Annotated in this window: 19 protein-coding genes; 5 read left to right on the forward strand and 14 right to left on the reverse strand. The window is 46.3% G+C overall.

What is annotated here, in order from left to right:
* Nucleotides 1-122 precede the first annotated feature (122 nt).
* Nucleotides 123-1,064 carry an ATP-grasp fold amidoligase family protein gene (locus F0319_RS11965; protein ID WP_149367022.1) on the forward strand — a complete coding sequence of 314 codons (942 nt, stop codon included), beginning with the start codon at nucleotides 123-125 and terminating at the stop codon, nucleotides 1,062-1,064.
* On the opposite strand, the gene F0319_RS11970 is transcribed toward F0319_RS11965, so the two are convergent.
* The gene (locus tag F0319_RS11970) at nucleotides 1,045-2,109 is read right to left on the reverse strand and encodes an ATP-binding protein (RefSeq protein ID WP_149367023.1); all 1,065 of its coding nucleotides are present in this window, start codon (nucleotides 2,107-2,109) and stop codon (nucleotides 1,045-1,047) included. The genes F0319_RS11965 and F0319_RS11970 overlap by 20 nt on opposite strands.
* The gene (locus F0319_RS11975; RefSeq protein WP_149367024.1) at nucleotides 2,106-2,810 is read right to left on the reverse strand and encodes a response regulator; all 705 of its coding nucleotides are present in this window, start codon (nucleotides 2,808-2,810) and stop codon (nucleotides 2,106-2,108) included. The genes F0319_RS11970 and F0319_RS11975 overlap by 4 nt, the downstream gene beginning before the upstream one ends.
* 271 nt (nucleotides 2,811-3,081) lie before the next feature.
* On the opposite strand from F0319_RS11975, the gene crrC reads away from it, so the two are divergent.
* The 3 genes from crrC (at nucleotide 3,082) to F0319_RS11990 (ending at nucleotide 7,605) form a co-directional block, all read left to right on the forward strand.
* Nucleotides 3,082-3,468, forward strand: a complete 387-nt coding sequence (crrC, locus tag F0319_RS11980; RefSeq protein WP_188035095.1) for a colistin resistant protein CrrC — start codon at nucleotides 3,082-3,084, stop codon at nucleotides 3,466-3,468.
* A 125-nt stretch (nucleotides 3,469-3,593) separates the two neighbouring features.
* Nucleotides 3,594-4,505 (forward strand): ABC transporter six-transmembrane domain-containing protein, encoded by a 912-nt coding sequence (locus F0319_RS11985; RefSeq protein WP_188035096.1) that lies wholly within the window; start codon nucleotides 3,594-3,596, stop codon nucleotides 4,503-4,505.
* Nucleotides 4,506-4,509: 4 nt separating this feature from the next.
* Nucleotides 4,510-7,605: a multidrug efflux RND transporter permease subunit gene (locus F0319_RS11990; protein ID WP_149367027.1), complete on the forward strand. Its 3,096-nt coding sequence runs from the start codon at nucleotides 4,510-4,512 to the stop codon at nucleotides 7,603-7,605.
* Nucleotides 7,606-7,639: 34 nt separating this feature from the next.
* Here the strand turns inward: F0319_RS11990 and F0319_RS11995 are convergent, their stop codons facing one another.
* The 10 genes from F0319_RS11995 to F0319_RS12040 all read right to left on the reverse strand — a co-directional run bounded on the left by F0319_RS11995 (nucleotide 7,640) and on the right by F0319_RS12040 (nucleotide 16,262).
* A complete protein-coding gene (locus F0319_RS11995) occupies nucleotides 7,640-8,392 on the reverse strand; it encodes a fimbrial protein (RefSeq protein WP_149367028.1) in 753 nt (250 codons plus the stop codon).
* A gap of 364 nt (nucleotides 8,393-8,756) precedes the next feature.
* Nucleotides 8,757-9,689, reverse strand: coding sequence for a fimbrial protein (locus F0319_RS12000; RefSeq protein WP_149367029.1), 933 nt, complete (start codon nucleotides 9,687-9,689; stop codon nucleotides 8,757-8,759).
* On the reverse strand, nucleotides 9,676-10,182 hold the full coding sequence (locus F0319_RS12005) for a fimbrial protein (RefSeq protein ID WP_338070381.1): 507 nt from the start codon (nucleotides 10,180-10,182) through the stop codon (nucleotides 9,676-9,678). Before F0319_RS12005 ends, F0319_RS12000 begins: the two co-directional genes overlap by 14 nt.
* The gene (locus F0319_RS12010; RefSeq protein WP_188035097.1) at nucleotides 10,182-10,724 is read right to left on the reverse strand and encodes a fimbrial protein; all 543 of its coding nucleotides are present in this window, start codon (nucleotides 10,722-10,724) and stop codon (nucleotides 10,182-10,184) included. Before F0319_RS12010 ends, F0319_RS12005 begins: the two co-directional genes overlap by 1 nt.
* Before the next feature lie 10 nt (nucleotides 10,725-10,734).
* On the reverse strand, nucleotides 10,735-11,259 hold the full coding sequence (locus F0319_RS12015) for a fimbrial protein (protein ID WP_149367032.1): 525 nt from the start codon (nucleotides 11,257-11,259) through the stop codon (nucleotides 10,735-10,737).
* Entirely contained in the window at nucleotides 11,259-11,828 is a 570-nt protein-coding gene (locus F0319_RS12020; protein ID WP_149367033.1) for a fimbrial protein, read from the reverse strand. The genes F0319_RS12015 and F0319_RS12020 overlap by 1 nt, the downstream gene beginning before the upstream one ends.
* A gap of 4 nt (nucleotides 11,829-11,832) precedes the next feature.
* Nucleotides 11,833-12,585: a fimbria/pilus periplasmic chaperone gene (locus F0319_RS12025; RefSeq protein WP_149367034.1), complete on the reverse strand. Its 753-nt coding sequence runs from the start codon at nucleotides 12,583-12,585 to the stop codon at nucleotides 11,833-11,835.
* 27 nt (nucleotides 12,586-12,612) lie between these two features.
* Complete coding sequence (locus tag F0319_RS12030; RefSeq protein WP_338070373.1) at nucleotides 12,613-15,132, reverse strand: outer membrane usher protein; 2,520 nt, start codon at nucleotides 15,130-15,132, stop codon at nucleotides 12,613-12,615.
* A gap of 19 nt (nucleotides 15,133-15,151) precedes the next feature.
* Nucleotides 15,152-15,670 (reverse strand): fimbrial protein, encoded by a 519-nt coding sequence (locus F0319_RS12035; protein ID WP_149367036.1) that lies wholly within the window; start codon nucleotides 15,668-15,670, stop codon nucleotides 15,152-15,154.
* A 55-nt stretch (nucleotides 15,671-15,725) separates the two neighbouring features.
* On the reverse strand, nucleotides 15,726-16,262 hold the full coding sequence (locus F0319_RS12040; RefSeq protein ID WP_111965113.1) for a fimbrial protein: 537 nt from the start codon (nucleotides 16,260-16,262) through the stop codon (nucleotides 15,726-15,728).
* Between the two features lie 609 nt (nucleotides 16,263-16,871).
* Here F0319_RS12040 and F0319_RS12045 point away from each other — a divergent pair.
* Nucleotides 16,872-17,363: a helix-turn-helix domain-containing protein gene (locus tag F0319_RS12045; protein WP_149367037.1), complete on the forward strand. Its 492-nt coding sequence runs from the start codon at nucleotides 16,872-16,874 to the stop codon at nucleotides 17,361-17,363.
* Between the two features lie 30 nt (nucleotides 17,364-17,393).
* Here the strand turns inward: F0319_RS12045 and F0319_RS12050 are convergent, their stop codons facing one another.
* Together F0319_RS12050 and F0319_RS12055 are read right to left on the reverse strand one after the other, a co-directional pair.
* Nucleotides 17,394-19,052 (reverse strand): PglL family O-oligosaccharyltransferase, encoded by a 1,659-nt coding sequence (locus tag F0319_RS12050; RefSeq protein ID WP_149367038.1) that lies wholly within the window; start codon nucleotides 19,050-19,052, stop codon nucleotides 17,394-17,396.
* Nucleotides 19,053-19,500: 448 nt separating this feature from the next.
* The gene (locus F0319_RS12055) at nucleotides 19,501-20,028 is read right to left on the reverse strand and encodes a helix-turn-helix transcriptional regulator (RefSeq protein ID WP_111965960.1); all 528 of its coding nucleotides are present in this window, start codon (nucleotides 20,026-20,028) and stop codon (nucleotides 19,501-19,503) included.
* Between the last annotated feature and the right edge of the window lie 977 nt (nucleotides 20,029-21,005).

Consider the following 21,005-nt stretch of genomic DNA (forward strand, 5'->3'; position numbering starts at 1 on the left):
TTAAATAGACTTCATTCGCTATTTAATCCTTTACTCTTTCGTCTCCATCCCTGCTCCATATTTTATGCAATATCAATCAACAGTTCTTCTCCAGAATACCGGGACATTACGGAGGAGAAGAAATGAACACCACTACCTATGTTCTAAAATATACCGAGTATCTCATCAGAAGATGCCGTTCTTTTTTAATGTCGGACCTGCACTTTCATACTTTCAGGCTAAAGAAAATATCCGGGAAAAGCCCCGACATTAAATCCCCCACTACGCTGAGTGAAAAAATATGCCATCGTCTGGTCTATGACCATAATAACTTCTACACCATGCTTGCCGATAAACTCGCCGTTCGGGCATACGTTTCCTCCAGAACAACGCGCGTGAAAACGGTGCCATTAATTGGCGTTTATACCCGGGCGTCGCAGATTGATTTTTCAGTACTCCCTGACAAATTCGTCCTTAAGTGCAACCATGACAGCGGCAGCACTATAATATGTACAAACAAAGCGCAATTTAACATCAGGGAAGCGTGTAAAAAACTGAGTCTCGCGTTAAAGAAAAATCTGTACTACACCACGCGTGAATGGCAGTACAAAAATATTACGCCCAGTATACTCTGCGAGCCGTTTGTCGATCTCTTCGATAATGCTGACAGAAACACAACGCCGGAAATGCTGCGGATCCATTGCTTTCATGGCGTTGCGCACTATGTTGAAGCGGATTTTACGGATGATAACGGCCAGGGTTTTATCAACGTTTACGACAGGCATTGGAACTTACAACCCTTCCAGATGGAATATCCGAATACACCGTTAGCGCCGGGCGAACCGGTCTTGTTCCGAGAGGCGTTGCTGGCATCCCAGGAACTGGCGGATGGCATTGACTACTGCCGCGTTGACCTTATGCTAAAAAAAGATGAAATCTATTTCAGTGAAATAACCTTAAGCCCGAGACGCGGTAAACTGTCTATTACCCCGCAGGAATGGGATGCTAAGCTAGGAAAAATATGGCATTTATCGCCGGCAGGCACATTTGACCTGCCGCTCACACTCACGAGTCGGGCCAGGTGAGTTTAAATATAGAATGGTTTTGCTTCGATAAGGTATAGGTAACATCGCCACCATGCGCCAGCATGATGGCTTTTACCACCGACAAGCCCAAACCACAGCCTTCCGGGTTCAAATCTCTGGCACCATTATCGCGCTGAAAGGGCTGAAATAAGAAATCATGAAACTCCCTTGGGATGCCAGGTCCCCCGTCCTGAATAAGGATATAATTGCCTTTATCAGAAACGCCATTTTTCACGATGAGTGTGCGCGAGGTTGAATAGTGTAAGGCATTATCAAATAAAACGGTCAGACACTGATTGATGCGTAATGGGTCGAATACGCATTGCTGATCCCTCAGTTCTGTTTTGATGGTAAATGCCTTACGGTTGAACTCGGGCATGAAGGTATCGAGCGCATTCTGTATTGCCCCTTTAAGATCCGTTCTGGACAGGCATAACGAGTATCCCGCCCCGCCATCCGAACTGATAACCCGGAGATCTTCAATCAGACGGGTTAACCCTTCCGTCTGTTTGAGAAGATTATTAAACAGAACCGGGTCCGGGGTAAAAACACCGTCAACCAGCCCCTGAAGCCGTCCACGTAAGATCGTGACCGGGGTTCTCAGCTCGTGCGCAATCGCAGCATTCCAGGATTTCCTCTGTATATCCAGCGTCTGTAATTTTTCCGCCATTTCATTGAAATCCGTCACCAGGTGATTGATCTCACCCAGCCGGGAGCTGGCGCAGAATGCCCGTGCGTCAAGATCGCCCTGTGAAATCTTTTTCAGGCTGGATGCTACCGCGTTTAGCGGGGTGAGTATTCGCGATGAAAGTTTGACCGTGAAAAAGAGTGCGATAATCAGGCTGATCGTCGTCGCGGTCCCAATCCACACCCAGTCCCACATCGTCATCTGCTCGTCATCGCCCGCAGCAGGACCGCCCGGGAGGTGATCCAGTATAAAAGAGTAAAAAAACCATGAACCCAGTATGGCGATAGCAATTATCGTAAACGTCAGCAACAGCATATACGTTAAGATCTGACGACTCAGGACAGACTCTTTGTTCATTTCTTTTCCCCAAGCCGGTAACCCAAGCCTCTTATGCTCTCGGGAACGCCATAAAGGCCAGCAAGTTCCAGTTTTTTACGCAACTTGCTCATATGGCTGTCGACCGTTCTGTCGAGCGTATCACCTTCTGGCAGGCACGCATTGAGTAACTCTTCGCGGGAACAGACCTTTCGCGGATATCGTACCAGCCAGGTGAGCAATTTAAATTCGGTCGTCGTTAATACCGGGGAGATAACCTCTTCGCCCACGGTGACTTCCACGTAGAAGTCATCCGGATAGACCGTAATAAAGGGCGTTCTGAGCGGCAGGGAACCCGCCTGCTGAAGCGCGGGTTTTGTCCTGCGCAGCACCGCCTCAACCCGTGCGACAACTTCAGAGGGGTTGAAGGGTTTGATCACGTAATCATCCGCGCCCAGTCTCAGTCCCATGAGCTTATCGACATCCTGATCGAGAGCGGAAACCATAATGACGGGCACAGAACTTTCCTGACGAAGCGTGGTAAGTACGCTCCAGCCGTCACATACGGGCAGATGAATGTCCAGCAAGATGAGATCCGGTTTATGCAGGCGATTGAGGGTTATCGCCTTCTCACCCTGCCTGGCTCTGAGCGTTTTCATTCCCGAACGCTCTAAGTAACTCATCAGTATCTCGGCAATTTCGTCTTCATCTTCAACAACAAGGATCAGCGTATTTTTGTGCATGTTATCTCCGCGGGTGAAATCCCTTTAAGCACGCTATCAGATATCTTTAGCACAATAAGACACAGCCTCCGCGAAAAAGTGCCATGGTCACGAGAATTTACCGGTTGATTTAAATGCCCGGTTATTTCTCCACACAACCTACACATTCAGTCAATAAAGACTCGACAATGTCCGTTCAAAATCGCTATTGAGGCATAAGCCTTTGTGCTTTGAGCGTTGCAAATTACCACTGTTTCTTAAAGACTTTATGAAGTTGGCTGAAATAATGAACATGGAACTTTCAAAATATTTCTCCCCTAAAAAACTGGGCATATATTCCCTGTTTATGCTGCTGTCGTGGGGATTACTTTATACCTGGCTGGTGCTGGTACACAGAATGGATGAGAAAGTCGCCTCGACGCTACCCTCGTCACCCATCATCTATGGCTGCATCGCATTGTCGGTTGTCTCTCTGATAATCCAAAATAAAGCCGGTGCGTTGACTGAGCTGCTTGTCATCTCCTTCTGGCTAATAGTGATTTTTGTTTATCTCATTATTACGTTCACCGTGTTGTTAAACACATTGCCCGACATTGAGGATCTGGTCTTTTACTACGAGTGTTATTTGATCATTTTTTTTGGTGGAGCCCCGCTGTACCTCCTTATGAGAATGATTTGAGCCACCGCTCCACACATCCTCCACAAACCGCCCATTTCCGCTAAACAGGCGTTCGGTAGGCTCTCCATCACACTATTTTGCACAAAAATAATTCACTAAAAAAAGTCTGACGCGATTTGCCCATAATGATGAACCGTAATAATAATCTTAGTCCTTCTAAACCTGCCGGAGTGATGCACTCGCTTAAAAAACTTGCGATCCGGCACCGGAAAAAACTGGTTGTCACTTTCTTCCTGGTGGTGGCTGAAAACGTAACGTTTCTACTTTACCCCGTTCTGGCAGGCATCGCGATAAATGCCATCCTCGCAGGGAAGACGCTTAACGCCGCGCTATATGGCCTGATGGTGCTTTGTATGTGGTTCATCGGCGCGGCCAGACGAAGCGTCGATACCCGCACTTTTGCACGCATTTACGCCGGACTCGCGGTATCCGTCGTTCTGGCACAGCGCAAGTATCAGCTAAACCATTCGGCAATCGCCGCCAGGGTAACGCTCTCGCGTGAGTATGTGGATTTCTTTGAAATGCACCTTCCCCTGCTGATTACATCGCTGAGTTCACTGTTTGGCGCCGCAATCATGTTGCTGTTTATTGAATTTTGGGCCGGGGTCATGTGCTTTGCGATTGTATTTGTCCTGCTCGGATTTGTCTCCGGATATGCCCGTAAAAATGAATGGCTATTCATGCGCCTGAATAATCGTCTGGAAAAAGAAGTGGATTATGTTCATAAGGCGGGAACGGCCACTCTTCACCGACATTACTCCACGCTTGCCCGTTTACGTATCGCATTATCTGACCGCGAGGCGTGGGGCTATTTGTGGGTTGGCGTACTTGTTGCCGCGCTTTTTACGCTGACCATCATCTGGATGACGCGCTCAACCGGCATCACCGCCGGACATATTTATTCCGTGATGACCTACATGTGGATGTTCGCGACGAGCCTTGATGACGCACCGCAGCTTCTTGAGAAGTTTTCGCAGCTCAGGGATATCGGTAAACGCGTATCCACTGATGAAGAAATTCACGTAACTGGACGTTAATTTAATGCCTCATTTTTTTATTGAACGCCCCGTTTTCGCCTGGGTAGTGGCGCTTTTTATCGTGCTGGCAGGACTCCTGTCTATTCCCCGTTTGCCGGTTGCGCAGTATCCGGCGGTGGCACCGCCGGGGATCATTATTTCCGTCAGTTACCCGGGGGCGAGCCCCGATATCATGAATACGTCGGTGGTATCGTTAATCGAGCGCGAAATCTCTGGGGTCGATAATTTGCTCTATTTCGAATCATCCAGCGACACAACCGGTTCGGCATCAATTACCGTCACGTTTAAACCGGGTACGGACATCAAGCTGGCGCAGATGGACCTGCAGAATCAGATTAAGATTGTCGAGCCTCGTCTCCCTCAGGCGGTAAGACAAAACGGTATTAACGTCGAGGCCGCTAATTCCGGGTTTCTGATGATGGTGGGGCTTAAGTCCACGACAGGTCAATTTGAGGAAGCCGACTTAAGCGACTATTTTGCCCGAAACGTCAGTGACGAGCTTCGTCGCGTGCCCGGCGTAGGAAAAGTTCAGCTGTTTGGCGGCGAAAAAGCGCTACGAATCTGGTTGGATCCGATGAAGCTCCACACCTACGGCCTTTCGGTGAGCGATGTGCTTACCGCTGTTGGCCAGCAGAATGCCCTCGTTTCGCCCGGTAAAACGGGAGATGAGCCAGCATCTGAAGGACAAGGGGTAACGTATCCCATCACGGTGAAGGGACAACTCTCCTCGGTAGAGGCGTTCAGGAATATTACTCTGAAGTCTGACGCATCCGGCGCCCGTCTGAAATTGTCCGACATTGCACGCATTGAATCTGGCCTGCAAAGCTACGCTTTCGGTATCCGCGAAAATGGGGTTCCTGCAACGGCAGCGGCTATCCAGCTCTCGCCTGGCGCCAACGCAATGAGCACGGCTTCAGGCGTACGCGCGCGCATCGACGAACTTTCCCAGGTGTTACCCGAAGGAATGGCATTTACGGTTCCCTTCGATACCGCCCCGTTTGTGAAACTTTCTATCATGAAGGTTGTTCAGACATTTGTGGAAGCGATGGTTCTCGTCTTCCTGGTTATGCTGCTGTTTCTGCACAAGATACGCTGCACGCTTATCCCGGCGATTGTTGCCCCCGTTGCACTTCTTGGCACCTTCACGGTAATGCTATTGAGCGGGTACTCCATCAATATTCTGACGATGTTCGGCATGGTGCTGGCGATAGGGATTATTGTCGATGATGCCATTGTGGTTGTAGAAAACGTTGAACGACTGATGGAGGAAAAAAGCCTTTCCCCGCGTGACGCTACGCGGCAAGCCATGCAGGAAATCACACCGGCGATTATCGGGATCACGCTGGTGCTCACTGCCGTGTTTATCCCCATGGGGTTTGCTGAAGGATCCGTCGGGATTATCTACCGACAATTTTGTATTTCCATGGCTGTCTCTATACTGCTGTCCGCGTTTCTTGCCCTGACGCTGACGCCTGCCCTGTGCGCAACGTTACTCAAGCCGCATAAGGCAGGAAAGAGCGAAGGCGGATGGTTCGCGGTCAGGTTTAACGCGCGCTTCCGCTCGCTTACCGCCTGTTACGAAGCCGGGCTGGGTGCCGTTCTGAAGCGAACCAGGCGTATGCTGCTCCTGTACGTTGCGCTATGTGCTGCGCTGTTTTTGGGGATGTCTTCCTTACCGTCGTCCTTTCTGCCTGACGAAGATCAGGGCTACTTTATGTCTTCAATCCAGCTGCCTTCTGATGCAACCATGCAGCGAACCCTGAACGTGGTTAAAAAATTTGAAGAGGAAATTGCGGCCCGGCCGGATATTGAAAGCAACATTATGATCCTGGGGTTTGGATTTTCAGGTTCAGGGTCGAATTCGGCTATGGCCTTCACCACGCTGAAGGACTGGAAATATCGGCAGGGTTCGACGGCCCAGGGTGAAGCCGACCATATACAGGCCAGCATGGCGAACGTCTCTGATGCCGTCACGATGAGCCTGCTTCCGCCGGCAATTTCGGATATGGGCACCTCGTCGGGCTTTACCTGGTACGTGCAGGACAGAGCGGGACTCGGCTACGAGGCTTTAAAGCGAGCTGCCGATGCGCTGGTCCTGCAGGCCAATCAGCGTCCTGAACTGAGTGACGTGTATATAGACGGTCTTGCGGAAGGAACAAGCCTTGCGCTACAGGTGGACAGAGAAAAAGCAGAAGCGATGGGCGTTTCATTTGATGAAATCAACCAGACGCTCTCCGTCACCCTGGGCTCAAATTACGTCAATGACTATACGAACAACGGCCGCGTTCAACAGGTGATTATTCAGGCCGACGCGCCCTACCGAATGAAGCCTGAGCAGATACTCAAATTATCAGTGAAAAACCGGATGGGTCAGATGGTGCCGGTATCTACATTTGCCTCGCTTTCCTGGAACGTTGCGCCGCAGCAGTTGACGCGTTACCAGGGTTATTCTGCTATTCGCATTACCGGAAATGCGGCGTCGGGAGAGTCCAGCGGCACCGCAATGAAGGTCATGGAGGGTTTATCCAGGAGCCTGCCTCAGGGTATGGCTGGCGAGTGGGCCGGGAGTTCGTTGCAGGAAAGAAAATCGGAATCTCAGCTTCCGGGCCTTATCGCCCTGTCGATACTGGTCGTCTTTATGGTGCTCGCCGCGCTGTATGAGAGCTGGTCTATTCCTTTCGCGGTCATGCTGGTCGTTCCACTGGGACTTATCGGCGCGGTGATAGCTGTATCAGTTGCCGGCTTGACGAATGACGTTTTCTTCAAGGTGGGCCTGATTACGCTCATCGGCCTGTCGGCCAAGAACGCCATTCTGATTGTTGAATTTGCCAGGCAGCTCCACCGTCAGGGGCAACCCCTGCTGGCGGCTACCGTTCATGCCGCTAGCCAGCGCCTGCGCCCCATTGTGATGACATCGTTAGCCTTCACATTAGGGGTTGTTCCGTTGATGCTGGCCAGTGGTGCGAGCGACAGTACGCAGCATGCCATCGGTACCGGAGTCTTTGGTGGCATGATTAGCGGTACGCTTCTCGCGATCTTCTTCGTGCCGGTATTCTTTATAGTCATCGCGCGTTTTGTCGACAACATAAGGAAAACGTGAATACCTTTGAGGGATCGCGCTTCTTCTCTGCAAACTATTGAACAGTTAATATCATGACTGCACTCGCCGAGAAGGGACCCGTTGGGATATCACCGATTTTCACCGAAGGATTCCGTACAGGTTCGAATGTTAATTTTTCTGTCTGAGTCCCCGTACTATAGGTTCGGCTATAGGTATCCGTTGGGCTGACCAGCTCATCATTCAACGACATAGCCACCGCGAGTCCGTTTGCCGTTGAGGAAATCATTTCCGTCCCTGCTATATTTACGGCTGTGTATTTAAAGCTAATTGTGTGGGTCGCCTTGCCATCGCCCGTGCAGGTGATGCTGATATTTTTCTCCGTCCCGGGCAGCGTACCGGGAACCGCTCCGATTTTAGCTCTGTCCACATCGCCTAACGAAATATTCAGCGTGCTGCCATCGCCAAATGTACAATGGAATGGTGAAGGTAAGGGAGTTGTTCCTCCAGTGCCAGATTTACAACCTTTTTCGGTATTATTGAAAGTAAAGTACTGGCTTCGTGAACTTTTAAGCACATAGCAAATACGATTAGGAGACCTCCCTAGCTGTGATATTGAGGTCGTTGCCCACACAAGATTCAGTGTATTTAATTCCACTCCAGCCTTAATATACACAGCTGCACTATCTTGCCCGAAAGAAGAGATCCCATCAGAGGTAATGTGGACAAGGATAAGATGATAATTACCAGAGTATGGAACTTCATTTCCCTCTCCAACGTCTAACGTACATCCCGCCTGGCTATAATCATCAGCTGTCAAGTTTGACATGATTGTATCAGGTGTAATAGGGCAAACGAGCTTCCCCGTACTATTCTCATGTATTCCCGGAGTGTTTGTCCATGTTGCAAAACATGAGGCAGGCAGAAAAGGTAGCATCGTAAAAAAAAATAAAAACCAGCATTTCAATAATAGATTTAATATTGTGCATTTCAAAAGCCGCTCACATTAATGTGCTGTTCCTGAAAATAGTGCAAGGTTTAAATTCATGACTTCACTTTGCACCATGTCGCGTACTAATTGTTCGACTCATGCATATTTTCTGCCACTCACCAGCCTCTGGATAAATTATAATTACATCACTTTGGCACCGTTTCCTGAAGCAATAATATGCACCTTCTGTCTTAACTTTGCGCTATTGAACAGTTAATATCATAACTGCATTCGCCGAAAAGGCCCCCGTTTGGATATCACCGATTTTCACCGAAGGGTCACGGATAGGTTCGAATGTTAATTTCTCTGTCTGAGTCCCCGTACTATAGGTTCGGCTATACGTATCGGCTGGGTTGACAAGCTTACCATTCAACGATATAGCTACCGCGAGTCCATTTGTCGTTGAGGAAATCATTTCCGTCCCCGCGATATTTATGGGCGTGTATTCAAAACCAATTGTGTAGGTCGCCGAGCCATCGCCCGTACAGGTAATGCTGATATTTTTCTCAGTCCCGGACAGCGTACCGGGAACCGTTCCGATTTCAGCTCTGTCCACATTGCCTAATGAAATATTCAGCGTGCTTCCATCGCCAAATGCACAATGGAATGGTGGAGGTAACGGCGTTGATCCTCCAGAACCTTCAGGGCAACTTTGAGGAGTATTGTTGAAAGTGTAGTTAAGGCCACTGTAATAATTACTTAACATATAGCAAATATGATTAGCAGGATATGTGATCATTAATCGGTTTAAAACAGTCCAGTCCAGGTTCAAAGTATTCAATTCCACGCCAGCATCAATATACTTATTTGCACTTATCAAATTTAGTTTGTATTCACCGGTAGAGTCAACAACGGCAAGAACGATTGTATACCTATCTGAGCTTGGAACAGTATTACCATCCCCAACTGTAAATTCGCATCCCTGCATGATATAATCTGATTCATCCAGATTCAGATTCGTATCAGGTGTTTCGGGACAAACCAGTTTTTTCGCTATGTGCGAATACATCCCAGGGGTATTTGTCCAGGAAGCATGACACAAGACAGGAAGAAATATAAAACCTAGCAAAAATATTGCTATTACACTTATTTTATCAATACCAAATCGGATATTGCACATCTCAAAAATACTCACTCATTAATGTCGCTGTTGCTGAAAAGGCAGCAGCCTCTAATTCTACCGCAGGATCTTTTTCCAGTTCAATTTCAAGCGTGGGCGGGGATTGCCAGTCCGCAACAGTAAACGCCTCATTCAAATCCTGCGGTTGCCCATCTTTGATAAACTTGAGCCATAACCCCGGTATATTGGACGCAATTGCAGCTGTGTCACCGGTAACAGGTGTTGCCTTAATAGTCATCTCTACTGTATTACCCGCCTGACTCCCTGAACAGTCTAAGCTATAATCCATAGACTGAGTTATATGATCGGTAGAAACCTTGTTGATATTTACGTTACCGAAAGCGACGTTGATATCCTGGTTATTATTTACCACACAAGGTTTATGATTATTTAGCCGACCGGTGAACGTTATTGACATCGTGTCACCCGTCTGGGCAGCAAAAACTGTATTCGTCTGCGCGCAAAGTAAGAACGTAAAACATGTTAAAAAAATTGTTTTTATACGCATCACATAAACTCCATTACCAGCGTTGCGCTGGCGCTAATAGGTGCCCCATTAATTAAACCGGTACCATCACCTACCAGCACAAGTTCTACCTGCAATCCTGGCTGAGCGAGCATATCGACAGCAAATGCTGAATCAACATCCTGCGCAACACCATTAACCAGTAATTTAATTCCCAACTGCTTCCCAGGATTCGATGCATTTATGCTTACGGGTAACAATTTCTGTCCTTTGAAATCAATCGTCCCCCCAGCTAAAGATTTAAAAGTGAGCTGAGTTTTACCAGCGCTGTCACCCGTACAGGTCATCGTTGATGACAAAGGTTTCCGATAGGTTCCGTCAAGTGTGGAAGTTCCGTTAACAGTTGAAAAATTGACATCACCAAAATCCACGGTTAAGGTTTTGCCTTTATTAAAGGTACAGGAACCGTTGGCTATTACAGTTCCAGTAATATTGAGGTTTAATTTGGCCGGTTCACCCGCACTGACGTGTAACACACTCGCTAATAACCCTGCAGCAATAATAATCGGGCACCATAATTTCATCGTATTAACCTCATGGATACGCAATCTCAAATGTGGCTGTAGCCGTAAATGCCCCGGCCGTAATGCTGTGAGCGGCAATAGCGGCTGGCTCAGCCTGGACATATCCCTTCAGAGCGATGATATTATTACCGTTCGTCAAACTGAATACGGGACTTGGCTTATTCAGCGCTAGCTGTTGTGGATCTGCACTATTGGTTTCGATACCAATGGCGATACCCTGCGTATTACCCGCATCAGGCGTTAATAAACCCGGCAAGGCCTGACTCTCGCTCCCCTTAAAGGTGATAGTGGCACTGCTGCCCAATGTCGTATCACAGTTAACCAGCGTAATAATGAACGGTTGTCCCGGCGTGCGGTTGCTGTGATAGAAGAAGGTGCTTACAAGGTTACCGAAATCAAGTTGAATATCTGATGATTCTTCAGATAGCGTGCAAGGCTCTGAAACCAGAGCACCACTGATTTTTACATTATTATTCCCTGCACAAGCATAGGGTATAAAAAAAATAAAACCCAACAGCCATAAAAGTCGCGTCATCAATCATACTCCAGCGAAAAGTTCACCACTGCCTTATACGGGCCCAAAATCAACTGTTCAGGTGTTCTCTCAGGTGCGATGTAAAAAATGAGCTCGTCACTACCAGGCGTGAGAAACTGTGGCTTACTGCGTTCCCCTAAACGTATGTCATTCTGTCTGACATCTGTGATACGTAGACCAATACCTTGTGCTCCAGTTACCTGCACCAGTTCCGGGCTATATCTATTAGCAGGAGCCAAAAACGTTAAGGTGGCGATGGGTTGGATGGCATCCCACGAACGACTCCCGGTGCGTCTGTCCGTACTTGAGCCCTGCATTCTTATGCAATTTTTGAGGTGCAGGACAAGAGGTACAGGTGCGCCACGATTACCGATTTTTTTCAGCAGCGATGCAGACAGAGTACTGAGTGAAATTTCCTGTGATGCTGATTGCATTTCAAGTATGCATGCCCCTTCAACCATCATTCCTACAACAATAAAAGGAACATCGCCGCTCACGCTCTTTTCATCAGCCAGCGTTGTGGAGCTAATGACCGACAGCAGAGATAGCAACATGCATACTTTTTTCATCTGTTTAGCCCGCATGCGCAGATGTAAGATTGCAACTACTACCACTGCAGCTGAAGACCAGCTTCGGGCGTCCCCCGAAATCATTGATATAGGTAATAACCGGGTTGTTTCCCAGATTGTGAGTATCACCTTCTAACCGGGCGCTACTTTTTGGGGCGACCAGTAACGGCTTCACGCTTTTCAGCGGCTCACCTTTCAGCGATGGAGCAACTTCAACAACAGAGATGTAATAAGGAGTTGGATTATTCACCGTGTAACCTTCTCCCTGGCGCGTCAGCGTCATTTGCTCCTGCCATGGTTTGCTGTTCTGCTCCACCACCAGCGATGCCGGACGATAGAACAGCTTGATGCGGGTTTGCAGCGCTATCTGCAAGGTATTCGGTTTGTCCGTCTTTGGCGGGATTTCACGCAGGTTAAAGAAGAAAAGCGTTTCTTTATCCTGCGCTAACAGCTTCATTGCAGGCGTAATCTGAATTTTGATCTGGCTTTTGCTGCCAGGTTCAATACGCTGTACCGGCGGGAGGGCGACCAGCGGATCGCTTATCTTGTTACCCTGAGCATCCTCCACCCACGCTTGTGCCAGATAAGGCAGCTCGCGGTTTTGATTATTCACCACCAGGCTCATCGATTTATCGCCAGCATTAACGATCGCGCGGGTACGATCCAGCGCAAGTGCAGCATTCGCCTGTTGCGCGACCAGTGTGGTGAATGCCAATGCGAGCAAACAACGATTACGTATTAATGTATTGCGAATCATGACTCTTTTCTCTCAAACAAATAGGAATTAATTGATGCTGTCTACCGTGGTGCATGGCAACAGCAATTTCTGACTCTCCAGGTCAGGGGGCAACACTGCGGGGAGATTAATGTGACATTTTTCTGAACCGTCCCAACTCACACTCATCACCTCACCAGGCTTAATTCCCGTTAGCCAAACGAAGCCGTCTTCGCTGACCAGCCCGGTCTGTTCCTTATCCTTGTTAGTCACCGTAGCGCCAAATGGCGGCACGCTATTTTTCGTCAGGCGCAATATCGCCATCGCTTTTTTACCGGCAAGAATGCCGAACTTACGATAGCCGATCGCACCTTCCGTCAAGGTGCCTTGCACCACTGAACGACTGGCGTCCACATCATCACCCAGTTCATCCATATCGATATTCATGCTGTTTCGGTAATAGCTACTCACATCTCCGACCACGGCTTTACCAAAAACATTAGTATGAGTATTGTTTCCGCCTGTTTTAACGGGTACGCCACTTACACCATCAGTGTCCACCATCATGCGAGTGCCACCTGCCACCGACATACGATGGAGCGCCGCACCCTGCGTTGTTGCCGTCATGCCACCGCGTACTGACAATCCCATCGAACTGTATTTATTACCCTGCTGGGTTGCGGTGGCCGTTACTTCAGTATTATCACCATCATGCGTAAGATACCCGCTCCCCCCTATAACGCCGTTTTGATCGGAGTTGAGGCTAATCTGGTATGAGTTATCCTTATTGATTCGATCGCTGTATGAGATGGAATGACTGGCTCCATCCTCGCTGATTTGATTGCCATAATTGAAATAACCTGATTCTCCCCAGGGAACGGATAAACTCATGTAGGCACCACGATCGTCAGTCTCGTTATTTGTAGTGCGGAACGCAGATATACTCAGGCTAAGATTTTTAAAACTTCTGAAATCAAAATAGTGCGAAAGCGACACGTTATAAGTTGTGTTAGCAGGACGATCCCAATAGGTTTGACGGCTGTAGTCTAAATAAATACTCATGTTCAACGGCTTTATTTGTTGGTTAAACGTCACCGTATACATTTCTTTGCCACTGCCACCGTTGTCGTTATCGTGGTAACGCGCATCCAGGTAGTCAGTCATACTCATAAAACCACGCTCAGAGAAGCGATACCCGGCAAAAGTCACCTGGCTATCAGTGCTGTCAAACCGTTTTGAGTAGCTTAATTTGTACGAACCACCCTGCCGTGACTCCTGCTGCGGCAGGCGAGCTCGTGATTCAGTTGCATCCAGAGATATTGCCCCGAGAACCAATAAATCTCGCCCGACCCCTATAGACATTGCGTTGTAGTCACCGGCAACCAGCGCGCCGCCATACAGTGACCATCCGTTGTTCACCCCCCAGGAGAATTCGCCTGTACCGAAGACAGGGCCATCGCTGTGATGATCAAAATCTGAAGGTTTCCCTGCTGCTAATTTATATCGAACCAGCCCTGGACGAGTCAGATAAGGAATGGTCGACGTATTCATCTGATAGGTCTGTACAGAGCCATCCTGTTCAGTAATTTTCACGTCAAGCGTGCCAGACACCGCATTATTCAAATCCTGGATACGAAAAGGACCGGCTGCCACCGTTGTTTCATTGAGCACACGCCCTTGTTGGCTGATCGTCACTTTGGCGTTTGTTTTCGCCAGGCCCGTGACCTCCGGCGCGTAGCCACGCAGGTTCGGCGGCAACATATTGTCACTGGACACCAGGCTCACGCCGGTAAAGCGGAAGCTGTCAAACATATCCGAGGTGAGGTAATCTTCACCTAATGTCATTTTGGCCCGCATAGAGGGCACTGCCCGGTATAAGTAATAGCGGTTCCAATCAAAATTTTGTGTATTGCGTGCCATGCTCCCTGAACGTTTTTCCATTTGACCTTGCCAGTCTGCGCGAAAACGCCATGCGCCAACGTTGATCCCGGTAGTTCCATTACCGCTGAGAGTTTTACTTTCTTCAGTCATACCACTATCGTGCTGACGTATAGCCTGACCGTTCAAATTATAGTCAAACAGAATTCCTGCGACCCCTTCATCCCAGCGTGAAGGTGGGTCCCAGTTCTCAGCCACGTAATCCAGGTAGGCCTGAGGAAGGTTAATAAAAAGCGTATTGCTGGACATGTCAGTCCGCATAACCATCCCCTGAAGTGAAGTCGGGTCAAGACATTCACCGTTATGCCACCAGGATAAGTTTTTACTTGCTGCCGTGGTTAGCCCAAACTGAGTAACAATGTCATTAGTCAGGCACGCTTCACTTCCATTTTTATCATTATCGGGCACCATAAACGTGATTTGTTGTTCGGGTAATGAGCTTTTATTAATTTGAATTGATAATGCGTATGTGCCGGGCATAACGTAACCCGCCCGTGAAAACTGGCTTAAATCAATATGACCACGATCCTGCACGTCCAGAACGTCAGTATTGAACTGAATGATCTTTTCTTCAGCATATGCATATCTGGTTAATACTGCAATTAATACACTGGCAATAATTGACCGACGAGATATTTGTATTTTATACACTAACATCACCTTTAATCAGTCAAAAATAATCCAGCCTCATACGCACAACAGCTGCATAGAAACCAGGGTGTAGTATTCCCCCATTACCAGTCAATGTGAGGTTGTAGTCCAGGGTATTCATTTTAGCCATCGATTGATTAATATAAGATGGCTCACCCGGTTTTATAGGTACTCCATTCGCATCTGTAATACGTATACCTACGCCCTGCGTATTTCCCAGTACATGGAATGTTTCATGATCCTCTTTGGAACCGTAAAATGTTATGTAAAAATGACGAGCATCTAATTGAGTAGAACATCCCACCAGATGAATTCTTAGCAATGTGCTCCCGGCTTCACCATTCTGCGTTAATTGGCCTACAGAAACGGTTTTCATCACTATCACCTGATTCTTTGAAGCCATCTCAATTGAGCAAGAGCTCTCATAAATGCTGCCTGTCATGCTAACGCGCCCGCGATCTGAAGCGTGACATACGGAAGAAAACAATAAACACACACCAACAGCAAAGCACTGGCGAAGCACTACAGCTGTCAACATAAGCCCTCACAATTTCATGAACAGATGTCTACCCTTTCGGGTAGACAATTTTTACTTACTCGTAAGTCATCATGAAGTTAGCGATAGAGGTAAAATTACCCGGGATGACTGCGCCTGAAGCAGTTGACCCCTGCACATAAGCCAGAAACTGCAGTTCGTTATCGCCATCACTCATGGCTGAGAGAGACGACTTGGTACCCGGCTTAATCACTTTGCCACCCATATCGGTAATACCTACGCCCACGCCACTTGCCTGACCGGTTACAGCAAAGGCACTATCCAGACCATCAGTCTTAGCACCCGCTATGCCGTTAAAAGTAATGGACGCTTTATTCGCCGTTGCGGAATCACAGTCATGGAGTTGAATATCAAAGCTTACTGGCGTAGATTTACCACCATCAGCGAGCTGGTTTTTTGAAATTGCACCCAACTGAATTGTCTGATCGAGGCTTTTTGCATCGATTGAGCACGGTGCATCAATAACAGATCCAAGGAATGTAATTTTACCGTGTCCCTGATCGGTTGCCGCATGAGCACCTGCGGTTATTAAGGAAGAAAGTGCCATTACCAGCAATTTATTTTTCGCGTTCATTGATTAAATCCTTTTCTTTAAATTTAAACTTTATTACTATGATGAGTAATAAGTTGAGCCATTTCGTGCTTCACAAATCACTAACATCATTACAAATATTATTTTATAAAAAATAGTAAACTGGCTAAAGAAAATAAATCGTACACTTTTGGAATCATTGTTGTGATAATGTTAAGAATTAAAGATTAAACTATCATTCTTGACGTCCGTTTATATTCAGCGATAATCCCCCCTAAAAAAGAACCATATGCGGAAAACCCCCTATCCTCTGAGTTCTCATGAGTGTCTGGGTCATTTGCTGCTATCATTAGTACTGATTCTCACTGCTATCATTAGTACTGCTTCGATACTGAAGGGTGACACAATGTCAACAGAACCAAAATCAATAAATGAACATGCAAAAAGCACCACAACAGAAGGGAGCGCATCACAGGCGATTTCGCCTGATTTTCTCCCCCCGCAAAGTTATATGGCGATAGAGGCGATCACATTTCCAGGCGAGGCATTGCGAAAAATCCATGATGCATTGCTCCCCTTTTCAACACCTTATGAGTCAACATCCAATCGGTCCAGGTTAAGTCGCAAAAATCTACCAACATACTTTGGCTAGTGAGCAATGGTTCTATATCAATTCACAGAGCTTATGATGATCTTAAAGTTTCAGTAACATCAGGCCCCATTGTTGCAGGGCTCGGGGACTTATTTGAACCAATTGGTCGTTACTATTTTCGGGCATCGCGCAATTCCAGGGTTTCATACTTGCCAGGTGAGTATGCCAAATCGATTATCACTGAGAAACAACTCTGGCAGGATGTTGCAGAAGTACTCGCCTTTACAGTTCATATGATGATCTACCGGGACGAACATTTGGTCAGTAAAACTTCTTACTCAATAATTCGTGCTAAGCTTATTGAGTACATGAAAAAACGAGAGGTAAGTGATTTAAGTCGAACCGGCATTGTGGCTTATATTCAGGAGACTACGCACTTGTCCCGCAGTTTGATTTATAACATCATTTCTCAACTGGCTGAGGGTGGATACATCAAGACCAGTAACGGTAAACTTATCGAAATCGCAAAGCCACTGCCAAAAAATTTCTAAAAGATGAAGGGCCGGATGGCCCTTCATGATTCAATTTACTTTATGAGCACTTTCGACAAACTGGTAGTAATCGTACCATTGTTGCTGCAACCACATTGTTGTCGCTTGTTGAGGATACTTTCTATTTATCTGCACTATATTTTTAAACACCCTTATATCATTTCTGTGCATAAGATAATTTTTACCCCAATCTTCGTAACTTATTAATAGCTCATGCTGATGGGTCTGATAATATTTAAACAGCAAAGATGTATGCGAGTCGTATTGCCAGCGCTCCCATTGAGCCCATGGATTCAATACTTTAGATGCTGCTGTAAAATCCTGCATTTTGTTACGCTCAAATTCCGTCAGCGCCATGCCCGTACGAAACCCAGTTAGCATAAAGAGGACACCTGTAATTCCAACTGAAAGCATTATCATCCCATCTCGCTTACTATTATTTCTCCGTATCTTACATTTTTCTGATGTCGCCAGACGGCAAATCAGCAATAGCAGCATCCAGTGCGGCGTAGAAAGCAGTAATGGATACTCGACCATCATATGAAACGTTATCGGTGAGGCCAACCCCCACATAGCAATTCGTGATGGTGAGTACCTCCTCAAAAGAGTGAAATACCCAATAGCAATAAAAATCATTCCTGAAATAGCAAGAACCCCACCCTCTGCCCATTCAAATAAAAATTCATTGTGGGCATTATCAACCCTGCCGAAAAGATAATCAAAATGATGAAGCGCGAATCTCGAAAGATTATACTCATAACTTCCGTACCCCCAACCACTCAAAGGATGCTGCTGAATCATCGATAAGGTTATAGTAATTATTTTCCACCGTTCAGCGTTCGTACCTTCTTTGTCCACCGAACCAATAAAACGTAAAAAGTGATCGGCGATGCCGAAGCTTTTTAAACAATGGATGGTTAATAATGTCAATATCACCAACATAATGTAGACAATAAAGACACCTTTTATCTTTGGGCGATGGCGGGCTAGCAAAATCAAGGCTAAGTAAAGAACGATGCCATACATCCCAGCCCTGGATTGCAAGATCTCTAAAGTTACCGTGAAAACAACCGTTGAGAAAAGAAGTAAAAAACAAGACAGCTTTGTTTTTGCCTTAAATAATAGCCACAAGGTACATGCATAACCCGTAGCAACAAAACTCGCCAACACATTGACTTGTTGAAAGATCCCGTAAGGCCTTGTGCCGGGTAAAAACTCCATAAAGTTATCTGGTGAAGTGACGAGCAATTGCCAAAAAGCAAGGCACGACTGAATCAGTGCACTTAACACAAATACAATAATCAATCGGGTTTTCATCGAGAATCGCATTGGAATTTGCAGCAACGCCAGATAGAAAAAGATCCCCCCCCAGAGACCTGCAAATCTTGGTAATGCAAATATCATTACATCTTTCTTTCCCCATAAGAATGGAAGCGACATTAAACAAGCACCGCCAATGAAGAAGGTTAAAGCTTCATTCAGTTTTATTTTTCCGCGCAGTATAACATAATAGCCTGACATTAATATCATAAATAGCATCACCGCCCAGCAAATTATATTATGCGGCAATCTGAGACCATCCCCTCCCATGTTAGGCACGTAAACTATCAGTGCCACAAGGAAATACACACTTAGAATACCAAATAGTAAGAATGATGGGTTGCAATATTGACGACTAGCGTTTTTCATTCATCATAGCCAATTTTATTAAACTATTCTTATATTTTACACCTGCATCCGGTATTTTCACATCAAATATATCGTCCAGAAATGGATAACACCCACATAAATACTCACTTGTGAAATACAAAGAATGCCAGGCGTAGAATATTTACAAGCGTCATAAACACATTTCGATTTATATAACCTACTTAAAATCGCCACAGGAAATATGCACCTCGGTCGAACAACGTTGCGAAGTACGCCGCAGTTTTTTGATATATACCATTAGAAAGTAACCCGTCACAGAACAATTTAGAGTAGCCGTTCCTGACCTGGGCATCCATGTGTTCTTTGTCACAGCAGGAATTAGGATTATGTGTGATAATTCTAATCTCGCAGGTTTAGAATGTCATCACACAACCGACTAGCCGAACTAAACGAACTCCATTACCTTGCGAACTGCATTTCTTAAAACTTAACGACCAAGATTATTACTAAACTCTCGGTCCAGGAAAAGCAGAAACTCTTTTCCAGAGCGCAGGTTAAGTTTAGCCGCAGCACTCGCCGTTTGTTGATACACCGTTTTTTCACTTAAACCAATTCTGCGCGCTATGTTTTTAATCGAGTTTCTCGAACTGTAGTATTGAGCAAACAAACGCTCGCTATCAGTCAGCGCTACCAGTCTTCTACACTCGTAAATACGCTCCAGCACAGCCTTTAGGCTATAACCAGTATGCATTTGATTCTTCAATACTGTGAGCGGTGAATCAAGAGAAATGACATTCAAAGGAAATAATATCTTTGAGCCAATATCATCCCCCACCAATAGAATTCGGCGACAAGATACCAAATCCCTGGAGTATATTTCGTATAATATATCTATAAGTGCATTGAAAGATTCAGTATCAATTACACAGGTATCTTCTGTTAAATTAAGCTCATCGTAAACAGAGTGAAGCGCAAGTCGCAGGAAATTATTTTTCGTAAGTACAACCAATGCCATAAAGTTTCACCACACCCAACCAGCACAAAAATATTGCGTGAATTTGCAAAAAGAATAACCTTTAGTATAAAAACAGCCTTATACACTTTAAAAATCATTGCGATACCAATATACCAGGCCACATCATTTATTCGTCATACTGTTTTTAGCGCCAGAAATAAGGAGGTGTCCGTTATATTGCTGCTATGTATCAAATATTGATCTTACCCGACCTTAAAATGAACACTGTATTTCTGCTAAAATCACTTCGTGAGCAACACAATATTAAGATAAAATATTTCCCTGCATCTTATTGATGCTGAAAGGAGTTCACCCGTCACCTGCAAACAAAATTTATACCTGAAGGAACTAAAATATAATGGCCCATAGACCCGCCGAGAATATACGTTCATGTACGTTAATGACAGGGCGAAATTTGTTTATAAATAGACATTATGTTATTCGCTGATTCAGGAGCAAAACAAATACTTAACAAATGTAGCGCGCCGTTACCCCCAATCAATACACCAGAGATGGCTATTACGTAGAGTCCCTAATGAAGAGGTGATGGTCTGCTGTTCGTGAAACACATCAGAATTGGCCACGCTTTCCCTCTGGTTGGATGAGGCGAATCTAAAGCCCAATGATATACTGGACGGATGCTGGAGCTTACAGCCTTTTTTACTACTACATACAGGCGAGAATTCCAGCAGCCAATATTACTACTCACTTTGCCACGGCACGCAAAGCTACGGGGCTACTCCGGGAAATGCCCCACCGCCCTCCATGAGCTTCGCGTTTGTCTGTCCGGCTAGATGCGAAACAACGTGATGATGAGTTCGCCCGGGCATACGCCTCGCGAGAAGTGCGAGAAATATCGTGACACAAGGGGCTGTGAGTGGGCTATAATTTCGAGCTAATTTCGAATGATTTTGAAATACCGCCTGTAACGCTATGAATTACATGGCAAAATAAGCAATGAATATAAGGATTAAAGC

The sequence above is a fragment of the Enterobacter vonholyi genome, from assembly GCF_008364555.1.
In the GTDB taxonomy this organism is placed as follows: Bacteria; Pseudomonadota; Gammaproteobacteria; order Enterobacterales; family Enterobacteriaceae; genus Enterobacter; species Enterobacter vonholyi.

Coding starts and splice junctions, on each gene's coding strand:
- F0319_RS11965 (WP_149367022.1), top strand. CDS start 123: ATGAACACCACTACCTATGTTCTAAAATATACCGAGTATCTCATCAGA.
- F0319_RS11970 (WP_149367023.1), bottom strand. CDS start 2,109: ATGAACAAAGAGTCTGTCCTGAGTCGTCAGATCTTAACGTATATGCTG.
- F0319_RS11975 (WP_149367024.1), bottom strand. CDS start 2,810: ATGCACAAAAATACGCTGATCCTTGTTGTTGAAGATGAAGACGAAATT.
- crrC (WP_188035095.1), top strand. CDS start 3,082: ATGGAACTTTCAAAATATTTCTCCCCTAAAAAACTGGGCATATATTCC.
- F0319_RS11985 (WP_188035096.1), top strand. CDS start 3,594: ATGATGAACCGTAATAATAATCTTAGTCCTTCTAAACCTGCCGGAGTG.
- F0319_RS11990 (WP_149367027.1), top strand. CDS start 4,510: ATGCCTCATTTTTTTATTGAACGCCCCGTTTTCGCCTGGGTAGTGGCG.
- F0319_RS11995 (WP_149367028.1), bottom strand. CDS start 8,392: ATGTCAAACTTGACAGCTGATGATTATAGCCAGGCGGGATGTACGTTA.
- F0319_RS12005 (WP_338070381.1), bottom strand. CDS start 10,182: ATGCGTATAAAAACAATTTTTTTAACATGTTTTACGTTCTTACTTTGC.
- F0319_RS12010 (WP_188035097.1), bottom strand. CDS start 10,724: ATGAAATTATGGTGCCCGATTATTATTGCTGCAGGGTTATTAGCGAGT.
- F0319_RS12015 (WP_149367032.1), bottom strand. CDS start 11,259: ATGACGCGACTTTTATGGCTGTTGGGTTTTATTTTTTTTATACCCTAT.
- F0319_RS12020 (WP_149367033.1), bottom strand. CDS start 11,828: ATGAAAAAAGTATGCATGTTGCTATCTCTGCTGTCGGTCATTAGCTCC.
- F0319_RS12025 (WP_149367034.1), bottom strand. CDS start 12,585: ATGATTCGCAATACATTAATACGTAATCGTTGTTTGCTCGCATTGGCA.
- F0319_RS12035 (WP_149367036.1), bottom strand. CDS start 15,670: ATGTTGACAGCTGTAGTGCTTCGCCAGTGCTTTGCTGTTGGTGTGTGT.
- F0319_RS12040 (WP_111965113.1), bottom strand. CDS start 16,262: ATGAACGCGAAAAATAAATTGCTGGTAATGGCACTTTCTTCCTTAATA.
- F0319_RS12050 (WP_149367038.1), bottom strand. CDS start 19,052: ATGAAAAACGCTAGTCGTCAATATTGCAACCCATCATTCTTACTATTT.
- F0319_RS12055 (WP_111965960.1), bottom strand. CDS start 20,028: ATGGCATTGGTTGTACTTACGAAAAATAATTTCCTGCGACTTGCGCTT.